The sequence below is a fragment of the Bacteroides coprosuis genome (genome assembly GCF_020741705.1).
Taxonomy (GTDB): domain Bacteria; phylum Bacteroidota; class Bacteroidia; order Bacteroidales; family Bacteroidaceae; genus Bacteroides_E; species Bacteroides_E coprosuis.
In genome coordinates, this window is the sequence record NZ_DYYK01000166.1 from 1 (window position 1) to 13,851 (window position 13,851).

General features: G+C 35.3%; 10 protein-coding genes. All 10 read right to left on the bottom strand.

Features of this window, described 5'->3' with window-relative positions; all coding sequences use genetic code 11:
• Positions 1–440: 440 nt before the first annotated feature.
• The gene (locus K8V80_RS09870; RefSeq protein WP_276777535.1) at positions 441–2,237 is read right to left on the bottom strand and encodes a serine hydrolase; all 1,797 of its coding nucleotides are present in this window, start codon (positions 2,235–2,237) and stop codon (positions 441–443) included.
• 2 nt (positions 2,238–2,239) lie between these two features.
• Positions 2,240–3,058: an N-acetylmuramic acid 6-phosphate etherase gene (murQ, locus tag K8V80_RS09875; RefSeq protein ID WP_006743905.1), complete on the bottom strand. Its 819-nt coding sequence runs from the start codon at positions 3,056–3,058 to the stop codon at positions 2,240–2,242.
• A gap of 2 nt (positions 3,059–3,060) precedes the next feature.
• On the bottom strand, positions 3,061–3,900 hold the full coding sequence (locus tag K8V80_RS09880; protein ID WP_276777536.1) for an ATPase: 840 nt from the start codon (positions 3,898–3,900) through the stop codon (positions 3,061–3,063).
• Positions 3,901–3,914: 14 nt separating this feature from the next.
• A complete protein-coding gene (locus tag K8V80_RS09885) occupies positions 3,915–5,078 on the bottom strand; it encodes an acyltransferase family protein (RefSeq protein ID WP_276777539.1) in 1,164 nt (387 codons plus the stop codon).
• 9 nt (positions 5,079–5,087) lie between these two features.
• The gene (locus tag K8V80_RS09890) at positions 5,088–7,916 is read right to left on the bottom strand and encodes an FAD-binding and (Fe-S)-binding domain-containing protein (protein WP_276777541.1); all 2,829 of its coding nucleotides are present in this window, start codon (positions 7,914–7,916) and stop codon (positions 5,088–5,090) included.
• A gap of 24 nt (positions 7,917–7,940) precedes the next feature.
• Positions 7,941–9,173, bottom strand: a complete 1,233-nt coding sequence (locus K8V80_RS09895; protein WP_006743909.1) for an exo-beta-N-acetylmuramidase NamZ family protein — start codon at positions 9,171–9,173, stop codon at positions 7,941–7,943.
• The gene (locus tag K8V80_RS09900) at positions 9,170–10,495 is read right to left on the bottom strand and encodes an MFS transporter (protein WP_040310100.1); all 1,326 of its coding nucleotides are present in this window, start codon (positions 10,493–10,495) and stop codon (positions 9,170–9,172) included. The genes K8V80_RS09895 and K8V80_RS09900 overlap by 4 nt, the downstream gene beginning before the upstream one ends.
• Positions 10,496–10,497: 2 nt before the next feature.
• On the bottom strand, positions 10,498–11,814 hold the full coding sequence (locus tag K8V80_RS09905) for a SpoIID/LytB domain-containing protein (RefSeq protein ID WP_276777546.1): 1,317 nt from the start codon (positions 11,812–11,814) through the stop codon (positions 10,498–10,500).
• A 2-nt stretch (positions 11,815–11,816) separates the two neighbouring features.
• Positions 11,817–12,731 carry a DUF4922 domain-containing protein gene (locus K8V80_RS09910; RefSeq protein WP_006743912.1) on the bottom strand — a complete coding sequence of 305 codons (915 nt, stop codon included), beginning with the start codon at positions 12,729–12,731 and terminating at the stop codon, positions 11,817–11,819.
• A 2-nt stretch (positions 12,732–12,733) separates the two neighbouring features.
• Positions 12,734–13,851, bottom strand: a 1,118-nt coding sequence (locus tag K8V80_RS09915) for a glycosyltransferase family 2 protein (RefSeq protein ID WP_276777549.1), incomplete at its 5' end; no start/stop codon positions are given.

The following is a 13,851-nucleotide window of genomic DNA, read 5'->3' on the forward strand; positions in this document are numbered from 1 at the left end:
CCTTTAGGAAGGAACATGGACAATATATCCTTATAATCGATTGCTTTCTTTTTCATGGATCAAAAGTAATATTTTATAAGGGAAGTAGAAATGGACTAATTGTTAAATCCCCAACTTTACGGACTGACCCGTTTTTGTGACCAAAATCGATGTCTGTGCCAGGTTATAGTGATTTTATTGAGCTTGTTTTAGTTTTGATTTGCATCGATATATACTATTTAGAGTATAAAGGTTGTAACAGAGTTATAATCATATTCTATCGGTGTCAAGAGTGTAACATGTCGGTGTCATGTCATCATCATGTCGGTGTCATACTCGCATTGCCAATTTTTAAAAAGTGGTGTATTCTTTTTATTTTAGTATTCCGATTACTGTTTTTGAGTATAAAAAAAGCCTATTCAGTTAATTCTGAATAGGCTTTGATTTTTGTTGGTTGTCTTTTATAATATATATCTATTTAGTAATTCAGACCATATTTTATATCCCTCCTCTGTAAGGTGTAACCCATCATTTGTTAATTCTGGGCGTAATTGATTAGTCCCATTAATTATGAAGTAATCATAGGCGTCTACTATATCCAATTGATATTTGCTTGCTAACTCTTTTAAGAATGTGTTAAATTCTTGAATTGTCTCAGATTTTCCTTTTAATAAGCGATACCAACTTTTCTTTTCATTGAAAGGCATTAAAGTTTGGAGTGTTACTTTGGTATGTGGGGATACTTCTAATATTTTCTGAATTATTTTTACAATATTTTCTAGTAAGGTGTAATTATTCAAACCTTGAGAAATATCATTAACCCCTACAGATAAGAAAATCTGTTTGGGCTTACCTTGTACGATAGGAGTAAGTCTATTCAGTACTCCTTGTGTGTTGTCTCCTATAATTCCTCTATTGATGATTCGTTTGCTATGGAGTTTCTTATTCCAGTTTCCTCCATTTTCTATGTGGCTATCTCCTAGAAAAACAATATCTCGTGAAGTGATTTTCTTTTCATTTTCAAATTGTGTATTTCTCTCAGCATAATGGTTGAGATATCCTTCATTACCAGCTGTTCCTACAGATGCTGCCACTATATTAGCAATTTGTTTTCTTAGTCTTATTGTTTTACCCTTGTCGTAAGGATGTACAGCATTGGTTAATAGGATAAGAGCCAAGTTGTCTTTTTGATTAATGAGTATTGATGTGCCTGTATATCCCGTATGACCATAGGTCTCATCGCTGAAAAGATCTCCTTTATTTGAAGAATAAGGAGAATTCATATCCCACCCTGGAGTTCTACCAAAAGAGGATAGTCCGAAAGGTAAATGACTCATTTTTTCTACTGATGCAGGGCTTAATATTTGAATTTTATTTGCTTTTCCTTTATTAATAAATATAGAGGTTAAAAGAGCTACTTCCTCTGCTGTTGAAAATAAGCCTGCATTACCTGAAATGCCTTGATTCATAATTCTAGCAAGAGGATCGTGCACGTTTCCCAATAAGAGAGTTCCATCCTTTAAAAGCTCGGTTGGAGCACATAAAGCTTTGAGGTTATCGCTAGGATTGAATGTTGTAAAAGAGAGTTTCAGAGGTCTATAAATGTTGTCTTGGGTGAACTCTTGTAAAGATTGTTGAGATATAGTTTCAATAATGTATTGGAGCGTGATATAATTCAAGCAGCTATATGTCATTTGAATTTTAGGTTCATAGAGTCTGTTACAGGTACTAATATATTCTTTTAAGACCTCTTTAAGATCCCCTTTTTGATTCATCAGTTCTGATACGGGTGCATAGGCAGGTAATCCTGAAGTGTGTGTAAGCAAGTCTATAATTTGAATTGATTTTGTTATTGAATCATTTTTAAAAGACTTGAATTTAGGTATGAAATCTTCTACAGGGTCTGTTAAGGTGAGGTATCCTCTATCTATTAATATAAACGTACTTATGGCTGTGGCTAAAGGTTTTGTGCAGGAAGCCAAGTCGAAGACTGTGTGTATATCCATAGGGATAGGTGTGGGGTATACCTGTTTGTTTCCAAAAGCTTTCAGGTAACCCACTTTATTTTCTCTTACGATAGCAATAACAGCTCCAGGTATCTCTTTCTTATCCATAGCATCGTTGACTACTCTATCTATATTAGATAATTGAACTGTATTTAAATTGACGCTCTCTGGAATAACAACTGGCAACTTTTGAGCTGCCAGTTGTTGAGTTATAATAAGAAATAATAATAGAATATGATAATGTTTTTTCATTACTAGTGGTTTTGCTTGTAGAAGTCGGTGGCTTTTTTCACAGAGCCGTGTGTAATTAAGAGTTCTTTTGCTTCTTCATAAGGTAATCCAAGTTCCTCAACAATCATATTGGTTCCTCTGTCAACTAGTTTTTTGTTGCTCAGTTGCATGTTTACCATCTTGTTTCCTTTTACTCTTCCCATTTTGATCATAACGGAAGTAGTGATCATGTTGAGGATCATTTTTTGTCCTGTACCCGATTTCATTCTAGAACTGCCCGATACATATTCGGGACCTACTATCATTTCAATAGCTACATCTGCCTCTGCTGCCATAGGAGAGTCTGGGTTACTGCTTATACTTCCCGTAAGGATTCCATGTTTTCTGGCTTCTCTTAAAGCTCCAATAACATAAGGGGTGGTACCAGAAGCAGCAATACCAATAACTGTATCTTTTTCGTTTATACCATGTTCTTGGAGTTCTTCCCAACCTCTTTTTTCATCATCTTCTGCATTTTCTACAGGATTTCTAAGAGCGATATCTCCTCCCGCAATAAGTCCTATAACATAAGTAGGAGGCATACCAAAGGTGGGGGGGATTTCTGAGGCGTCTAAGACTCCTAAGCGTCCACTAGTTCCAGCACCCATATAAAATATTCGTCCACCTTCTTGCATACGAGGAACAATTTGGGAAACTAGTTTATCGATTTGTGGTATACACTTCTGTACAGCAAGTGCTACTTTTTGATCTTCCTGATTGATATCTTCTAGTATTTCTCGTACAGATTTTTTCTCTAAATTTTCGTAAAGAGAAGGTTGTTCTGATATTTTTACGAAACTCATAATTATTTGCTTAAGTGATATTTGATAAGTCCTTGCATTGGACTTTTTAATATTTGTCCAATTTTAATGCCCTTTAATTCTGCTGCTTCTCTTAATATAGACTCATAATGAAAGGAAACAGAACCGATAAAATGAACCGATTCTTTTTTGTAGTTGTATTGCATGACATTCTTTTGGAAAAAGTCCATAAAGCTATTCAGCACCAAGTTGTGAACTGAAGCATCTGTAATATGTTTCTTGATAAAAGGAGACACACTAGCTAAAAAACGATTTGGAAATGATTCTCTATATACTCGATGAATGATATCTCCAATAGCAAGGTCATATTCTTTTAAGAATTCTTCTTTTAGTCCTTTGGTTAATTGATTTTTTAATAAACTTCCAATGAAAAGTTTTCCTAAAACAGCTCCACTGCCTTCATCTCCTAAAATAAACCCTAGAGGGGATACATTTTCTACAATTTTAGTTCCATCGTAAGCACACGAGTTAGAGCCAGTTCCTAGAATACAAGCGATACCCGATTCTCTTCCACATAGAGCATGTGCGGCAGCTAGCATGTCTGAGTTTACTACTATTTCACTACAATTGATATGTCTTTTTATAGCTTGAGAAACTATTCTAATTTTATCATCAAAAGCACATCCTGCTCCATAAAAATAGACACCATCAAAAGTTGAATTTGGTAAATAAGGTAATAGATTATTTTCTATTTCTTGAGCGATATCTTCTTCGGTTTGGAAAAAAGGATTGATGCCTTTGGTAGTAACAAGTTGAGTTGTTTTGTCGTCTTTAATAATGGTCCAATCTGTTTTTGTTGAACCGCTGTCAGCGATAAGTATCATATTTGTGTGTAATATTATATTTTAATGTAGATTTTACGTTTGTATAGTTGGTATCCTATTACCCAGTTTAGCGCAACAAAGAGCAGAGCATATGCTAATGAACCAGCATAAGCTCCAAGTGTGGGCTTTAAAACAATGCTGTACATAAAGTTATGTATGCTGATTGATCCATCACCATAGGGAAAAAGGATGCTTCCAAAGCAAATGGTTAGAAAGGCTCCCATGACATACATGAATAAAGGATTAACCCCGAAGGATTCGAAGAATAGACTCCATCTCTTATAGCCTTTAATATCTATTATCCAGATGAGGAGAGCCAATAATGTTGAGGCTAAGCCACATGTTGTTAACACAAAAGTAGGAGACCATATTTTTTTATTGATTGGACAGCCATAGCTGAGTAAAAGTCCTACGAAAGTAAGAATTGAACCCATAATGAAAAGAAATTCAACTTTACTATGGATATCTTTTTTCTCGGTAAATATTTTTCCAACAAAAAAGCCTAACAAAACATGAGCAATAGCTGGTATGGTGCTGACAAGTCCTTCTGGATCTATGCCATTGTCTTTATACATATGATTCTCACCCAATATAGCTTTATCGACTATGGATAAGATATTGGTTTCATTGTATTCAAAACCATTACCTAAGAATAAAATAAAGGTATAGACTATTAATATGCCCACAATTAGTGAGGGTATGTATTTGTGTTTTATCGTTAAGGCTATGATTGCCGTAGCACAATATGTAAGAGCTAACCTTGGCATCACACCTAATATTCTTAAATTTTCAAAAACAAATATAGATTGAGATAATCGTTCAAAAATGCTGATGTCTGCTGAAGCAAGACTATTCCAAGTTCTTAAAAAGAGAGAGAACCAAGCTATTCCTAAACCGATAGCAAAAATAATAATGGTACGTTTCAATATTTTCAGGGCTGCTTCTTTGGAAAACTCAAACTTATATTTCCTTAGTGAGAAATAAGTTGATATGCCCATGATAAACATAAAAAAAGGAAATACTAAATCTGTTGGAGTTAATCCATTCCATTCAGCATGTCCTAGTGGAGCATAAATGCTACCCCAGCTTCCTGGATTATTTACTAAAATCATTCCTGCAATAGTAATACCACGGAGAATATCTAAAGCAAGTAAGCGTTGGTTCTCTTTCTTTATCATATGAATAGTTTATTCAGTTTTTACAGATGTACATTTGTCTACTAAATAGACGATTGAAGCATAGGGGATGCCAGAATTAGTAGTAAGACCTATTTCACAGGTTCTACTATTAGAATATCCCATTTGTATATTGTTCTCTTCAATTTGTGGCTTAAGTTTTCTGAGAGCATAAGAGTTTACTTCTGGATTGGTAAAGCCTTTATCTCCAGCAAAGCCGCAACATCCCACTTCTTCGGGAACAAAAACATGAGTTGAGCAAAGCTTAGCTAGATTTATTATTTGATCAGCAATACCCATTTTACGCATAGAACAAGTTACATGGACAGCTACAGGAGTATTGACTGGCTTAAATTCTAGTTTGTCTTTTAGGAACGTATAAATGAATTCAGCTGGCTCATAAAGCTTCATTTTACTGATACAAGTTTTCATTCGGTACAAACAAGGGCTTTGATCACATAGAACTGGGTACTCTCCATGATTACTTGCTTCCCAAAGAGCATCCTCTAATTCTTTAACTTTTCTATCCGCAATTTCTGGCATACCTTTACTTTCCCATATTGTACCACAGCATAACTTACTTAAGCCTTCTGGGAAAATAATCTCGTAACCCGATTTATGTAGTAGAGAAGCCATTTTGTTGATAAGTGGTAACTCTTCTGGAGATTTCTTTTCTAGACCCATAGTCTGGTTAATACAGCTAGGGAAGTATACTACTTTTTTAGGCGATTTTAGAGTTAAAACTTTAGCTCTATTAGGGTAATAAGGCTTTGGCATGGCTGGAGTCCATTGAGGAACTTTGAATGCTTTGTGCATACCTCTTGTTATCGAGCTCATTAAAGATGTTCCTAGAACCGAATGAGCAGCATTGGCTACTGACAATGTGGGTCTTAGTACACTCTTAATTCCTGCGAAATGGTTGGCAACATAGTCTCCAATCTTATATCCAAAACCGTTAGTAGGGATATTCATTTCTCTCAATACATGAGTTAAATCACCCACATTAATTTTCATAGGACAAGATGTAGAGCATAGTCCATCACCTGCACAAGTTTGTTCTCCTAAATATTTATATTGTTTCTTCAAAAGGTTAACTCTCTCAGGATTGGAGTTCTCTCTCTCTAAACGAGAAATTTCTCGTTGAATAACTATTCTTTGTCTTGAAGAAAGAGTAAAACCACAGGTTAAACAATTGATCTCGCAAAAGCCACACTCAATACATTTATCAACGATAGGATGTGTAAGAGGTAGTGGTTTGAAGTTTTTGATATGACATTTAGGATCATCATTAAAGATTACACCCGGATTAAGCATATTATTAGGGTCAAAAAGCTCTTTTATCTGCTTCATTACCATAAAAGCTTTTTCTCCCCATTCGTATTTTACATATGGAGCCATGTTACGACCTGTACCATGTTCTGCTTTAAGCGATCCATCATACTTATCAACGACAAGTACTTTAACATCCTCCATTAACTCTTCATATCGGTCAACTTCTTCTTGAGAATCAAAAGATTGATTAATGATGAAATGGAAGTTTCCTTCAAGAGCATGCCCATAGATACAAGCATCATCATATTTGTGTTTTCTTAGTAGATCTTGTAGTTCAGCAGTTGCCTCAGGTAAGTTTTCTATATGGAATGCTACGTCTTCAATTAAGCAAGTTGTACCCAATTCACGTGTACCACCCACTGCAGGGAAAATACCAGCACGAATTGCCCAATACTTAGAGTACTCATTTGGATCATCCGTGAAGTGTATAGGAATATAAGTATCAAATTCTTGAAGTGCATCTGTGATAACTTGGATGTTTCTATCTAATTCTTCTTTGGTTACAGCCATTGTTTCTGTTAGCACAGCTGTAAGTCCAACACCTGTTGGGTCGTTAACCGATGAAAGAGATTTTTCGTCTAATAGCTCAGCTCCTTTAACAATCCATTCACCTTTTTCATTGGCTATTTTTTTCATTTTTACAACAGCACGACAAGCCTCTTTTATATCGCTGAAATAGAGCATACCACTGGCTTTATATGGATAATCATATCCCGTAGCCATAGTAAATTCTGAAGCAAAAGCTAATGTCCCTTCGGAGCCTACAAGTAAGTGTGCTATGATATCAAAAGGATCATCATAAGCAATTAAAGGTCTAATATTAAGTCCTGTTACATTTTTGATAGAATACTTATAGCGTATTCTTTCAGCTAGTTGACTATCAGCTTTTACTTCATCTCTTAATTTTTCGATGCCTTTAATAAACTCAGGATGTGATTGGGTGAAATTGTCACGACTCTCTTTACTGCCTGTATCTAATGTTGTACCATCAGCAAAGACCATACGAACAGATTTTAAAACCTTGTCACTGTTGGCATGTGTACCACAGTTCATCCCAGAAGCATTATTCATAATAATACCCCCTACCATTGCGCTTTTTACAGATGCAGGGTCTGGTGAGAATATCCGTCCATAAGGTTTCAAGATTTCATTTACTCTTTGTCCTATAATACCCGGTTGAAGAGTAATTTCTTGATGATCCGATGAAATCTTATAGTTCTCCCAGTTTTTACCAGCCACCATAAGGATAGAGTCGCTAATTGCTTGACCCGATAAGCTTGTTCCTGCTGCTCTAAAAGTAACAGGTAGTTGATATTTATTAGATAAAGCCATTAGTTTAGAAACTTCTTCTTCTGATTTAGGTCGTAAGATAACTTGAGGGATCAAACGATAAAATCCAGCGTCGGTGCCCCACGCTAATCTGCGTAGTTCGTCCGTATAAATCCGTTCTTTAGGAATGATGTTTTCCGCTTCATCTAAAAAATCTTTGTAATTCTTTTGTGTTCTCATAGTGATATAAATAAAAAATAATTCTTACTTATAAAGGTAATATTTTTTGGATAGCTTCATAAAATCTGCCACATCTTTATTCCAATAGTCTTTAACATCGTTCCAGTTGTTGTTTTGACTAAACTTTTCTCTTATATAATTAGAACCACTAACCTTATCAAACATATTGAATCTCGACTTGTTACAGTTGTCAAAAATTTTCTTGTCAGGATATAGATTAGCAACCTCTTGCATTATATAAAACTGGATTTCACTTAAATTAGCTTTCTTATAATTAACTACATGAACTTGAACTCCTTGTAGATGTTCACCTTTGCCAACTGAATAGAAAGGCTTTAGGTGTATAGGTCTGAACTTTATACCAGGTAAGTTTAGTTGATTCATTCTTTGTGCAAACTCTTCTGCTTTAATCCATGGGGCTGCAAACATTTGAAAAGGTATAGTATAACCTACTCCTATAGACATATAGCCAAGTTCTCCTAAAATTCCAGAAATGGGGTAGAATACAGCAGAATGAGGATGTGGAATATGAGGAGAAGAAGGAACCCATTGTAGGCCGGTGTCTTCATAAGTCATTTTCCTTTTCCACTTTTTCATTTTTACAACTTTCAAGTCACAAGGCTTTTCTGACATAAATTCCTTATTAATGAGTAGTGCTAGTTCTCCACAAGTTAAGCCGTAGAGATATGGAATTTTGAATTGGCTAACAAAAGAGATATAAGGGTCCTCGACTAAATTACCTTCAACTTTGTTTCCTCCCAATGGATTTGGTCTATCTAAGACAATAAACTCTTTATCATTTTCTGCTGCTGCTTCCATTGCTACGCCCATAGTACTGATGTAAGTAAAAGAACGACAACCAATATCTTGTATATCATAAACAAGTACATCAATATCTTTTAGCATTTCTGGAGTAGGTTTTCTTGTAGCACCATATAGAGAGTGTACAGGAAGTCCTGTTGCTGCATCTACAGAGCTATCTACTTTATCTCCCGCATGAATATCTCCTCTGACACCATGCTCTGGCCCGTATAATGCAACTAAATTTACATTGGGTGCATTGTTTAATATATCTACAGTGGATGTAAGATTATTGTCTATCCCAGTAGGGTTAGTTATTAATCCAACTCTTTTTCCTTCTAGTATTTTAAAGTTCTGAGATTTTAGAACCTCAATACCTGTTTTTATTCTTTGTGCGTTGAGAGGAAAAACGAGACTTAATGTAAAAAGAGTGATAAGAAGTTTAAAGTTTTTCATGATCTGTTTATTTTTTTGCGTCCAAAAGAAGGATCGATTTTATTCTTAACCATTATAGATGCTACAATTCCAGGTATTGTACAGATACATACCCAAATAAAGAAGTTTGTATAGCCAATGTGATCTTGTATCCAACCAGCTACCATTCCAGGAAGCATCATTCCTAAAGCCATGAAACCTGTTGCTATGGCATAATGAGCTGTCTTATGTTCTCCATCAGCAATATAAATGAGATAAAGCATATAAGCAGTAAATCCAAAACCATAGCCAAACTGTTCTAAGACTACGGCAGAGCTGATAAGCCATACATTGTCTGGTGTTGCCCATGCTAACCAAACATAGAGAACATCGGGTAAGTTAATTGCTATTGCCATAGGGATAATCCATGCCCTAAATCCACTTTTAGATATTAATATTCCTCCAATGATACCTCCAACTAAAAGAGCTATGACACCAATAGTACCATAAATTACTCCTACCGTTGATGTATCTAAAGCTAAGCCACCTTGGTCTGTTCCATCAAGAAGAAAAGGATAGGCTATCTTGGCTAGCTGAGATTCTCCAAGTCGATAGGTTAGAATAAAAAAGAACATTAAGCCTAAATCTTTCTTTTTAAAGAAGGATATAAAGGTTTCAAAGAAATCTTTTAAAATGCGATTCGCACTTAAATTAGGTCGTTTAACATCTGCATCTGGTCGGGGTAGTACATAGTTGTGATACAGTGCTAAGCCTAAGAATATACCAGCGAGTAAGTAAAAAGTTATGCTCCAGGCTAAAGGAATATTCCCTTTTGTTGAAGAAAAAAGAATGCCTTCTTCCATTGCTCCAGCGAACATTACAAGGACTCCTTGTCCAAAGATCGTAGCAAGTCTGTATGCTGTATTACGGATACCCACAAATAAGGATTGATCTCCTGTACTTAATCCTAGCATATAGAATCCATCCGCTGCAATATCATGAGTAGCAGAGCTAAAAGCAAGAAGCCAGAAGAAAGCTAAACTCATTTTTATATAGAATGCTGTGGGGATAAAAAATGCTACTCCTGCAAATCCTGCAGCAACTAAAGCTTGCATAGCTACAACCCAAGCTCTTTTGGTCTTTACAAGGTCTACAAATGGGCTCCATAAAGGTTTTATTACCCATGGTAAGTATAGCCAAGATGTATATAGAGCAATGTCTGTGTTGGATAGTCCTAGTCGTTTATACATAATGACAGCAATTGTCATTACGGCAACATAAGGTAAGCCTTGGGCAAAATAGAGTGTTGGTACCCATGCCCAAGGAGACACCCGTTTTTGATTATTCATTGTATTGTTTTTCATGTTTAGTAATGTTTCTCAATGTTGGCATTGATGTAATAGTGGAGTAAAATCGAATCATATTTAAACCCTTTTTCTCCCATTACTGCTGCTCCTATCTGGCATAATCCCACACCATGTCCCCATCCAGCTCCTTTAAAAGTAAATTTTTGAGGAATGTTATTCTGGATATCCTCTTTTTCAATAATAAAGGCTGAGCTGTAAAGATGAGAACTAGATAATACTCGTCTAATTTCTAATTCTTTCCCTATTATTCTTGAACGTTTAGTCCCTTCTATTTTAAGCTTGATTAATCTGCCTGATACACCTCTTGAAATAGGAGTTAGATTAATGATTTCTCCAAAATCAAGTTGTGTGTTTTTATAAATAAGATCTGCTAGCTCCTTTTGGGTATATTCTGTTTTCCATCGATAAAAATCGGTGGTTTCTTGATCGTAGTTGTTAAGGACTTGACTCAATATCTTTTTGTCTGTAGTATTGCAGAAGGCTTCTGGAGATCCCTTAATCCATTTAACAGCAAGATTTTCTACTTTTAGGTTTGGAATATTTTCGTTGTCTATTGAATCTCTCTTTTTTGCTAAATAGGGATGCGATGATTCTTCCCAACAAGTGTTGAATTCTTCTAGTACACCTCCGCAACATTTAGAAAATCGAGCATCACAAATACGTCCATTGTAAGTTAGAATCTCTCCTTCTGTTTGATGAACAGCTTGTTGAACTAATGAAGTTGAGGCTTTTGTTATTCCTTGATAGCGTTGACAATGGTCGTCAGCACAAACATCAAAATTGACATGGTCTTCTTTGTCATACCAAACAATATACTCATCGTCTGTATTGATTTGTTGATTTGAATATTGCTCTTTCCCCGATTTTAAGTCTTTGTTCTTTTGAATTTGAGCTAGTAGCCAGCTTCTTGATATCACTGCATGAGCTTTTAATAACTCAAGTGAAGCATTAGCACTCATTTCGGAAGAAATAACACTCGTCAAATATTCCTCCACGGGTAGTATATTGATAGCTGTAAGCTTATCATCTTCAACAATAATTCGGAGTGAGCCTCTAAATTTTTGATTTTCTTTCCTTTCCCAATGGAAGTTGATTCCAATAGTTACATCTTCTAATTCAAAGGATCCTGTATCTGTATTTGTTGGGATGAATAAAAGCTCATCATACAATACGTTATTCCAAGCAATTTGACCTTGCTGAAATAGAACAGATTGTTTTCCTTCTACTACAATTCCGTTGATGAGATAGGGTATATGGAGAGTGAATTCTATTTTAGGTTCAAAAAGAATACCTACACTTACTTGAGGGGCTTTCATGTTTACTTTTTTAGTAGATTAATAATCTCTTCTTTGGACATTGAGACTTCCGATACTATCTCAAGAATTTGCTTTTCATTTACTTTATTAAAATCTATTTCTAGAGGAGTAATGAATACTCCACCCAAATCTACAGAAGCTGGACTTATTGTTAATTTATTTTCTCCTTTGGCAAAAAAAGCATTTGGTCTATGTTTTTTTCTTAGTAATAATATTAATGTCCACTCATCTTTGTCATACCAAGCTATTAAATTCATCATCGGTTCTGATTCACCTTCTTGAACTGGTAGGGTATGATAGATTTGATTAAAAAGTTCATTAATATCTTCAGAGGTCGTCCCTTTGATGATTAAACTATTTCTAGGATTGTCGTTTAGTAAAAACAGTTTTGCTGATTTATACTCTTTTAATTTCTCTAAAGGAAGGTTGGTAACATCTTTTTCTATGCATAAAAATCCTTTATTACCTGCTTGAAAATGCATGTGGTCAGGGGCTGATGCTCCACATTTAGGACCATTATAAAACAAGACATAGTCATCTATTTTTTTTGCTAAATCCAACATGTCACAGATGCGGCCTTCTATTTTTTGGTCCACGTGATTAATGTCAGGAATAGTAAGATGTCTAGGGAAAATCGGAAAGGGATTAAGCAGTATAACATACTGCTTATAGTTAATCCCTTTCTGTTCTATGGGTCTATTTGTTGCACATAAAAAACATTTACGAGCCTGAATAGACGCACTGTCAACCTTAGCTGCTGAAGAAACTATTCTTGCCGGGTTAAACTGTACACGATAGTGTACTCCGTTTACGCTAACCTCTTTTGTTTTAACCTCAGACAAGGCATTAAAATTTTTAGCAGCTAAAGGCCATTCTCCCAATTGTTGTTGAAAAAGTTTGTCAACCTCTATATTCATTCTTATTTCTTTTTATTTAAGTTGATTCGTGCTTCAAGCTCCCAGGTACGAATTCTATCTTTATAAGTATTATGTGCATTCATTTTGACTATGTCTAGTGATGCATCAGAGTTGTCTTCCCAACGGCGGCATAAATAAACGATGTCATAGACCCTACCAATTTGATATTGTCTTGAGAAATTCAAACCAAGAGCATAATCTTCTCCATAGCTAGTGTTGGGCACCTTGATTTCTCGTAACACAGGGGTATAGAAAGCTCTAGGCGCTCCTAGCCCATTGATGCGTAGAGCATTATTTCTTCCGTTTTCTGGAGTCCATTCTTTATGGTCAATAACTCCAGGAGCAATCATATTCATATTAAAGTCTGTCATCATGTATGTTCCAACAACCATAGCACAATTTTGCTCGTAGAAAGCATTAATCATTGTTTGTAATGTGTTTTCGTCTTTGTACACATCATCGCTATCCAATTGAATAGCAAATTTTCCACATTTGTCATGATGAACACCTGCGTTCCAACACCCACCAATACCCAAGTCTTTGCGGTTGGGTATTAGGTGAATTAATCGATCATCTCCTTTGAAGCTATCAATGGCTTCAGTTGTGCCATCAGTTGAGTGATTATCTATAATGATTAAGTTGAATTTAAAAGTTGTTTTTTGCTTTAGCACTGACTCTATCGCATCTTTTACTGTTTTAATTCTATTACGAACAGGTATGATGACAGATGCTTCATATTCAAAGTGATCAGCTTCAAATTCGATTTTTTCAAATTGAGGAGCAAGATATCCTCCTATTTCTTTAAGATGTTCTGTACAGGCTTTTTCCATCTCGATTTGTACTCCTCTATTTTTAGGATCTACGTAATCGAATATTTTTTCACCACTTTTACGGGTGTCTTTTTCTATTTCAGAATATAGGTATTCATTGATGTGTTCTAATTTATACTTCTGACTAAGTTTAAGTCTTAAATCATATAATCCAGCTGCATTATAAGATGCCTTCATACGATTAACAGAGTCTTTTAAAGCTTCAGTGTTAAATAATAGAACCGAACCAAAATTGAAATCATCTCTTAAACTACCCTTTTGATAATCTATCACGGGTGCATTTTTTCTTT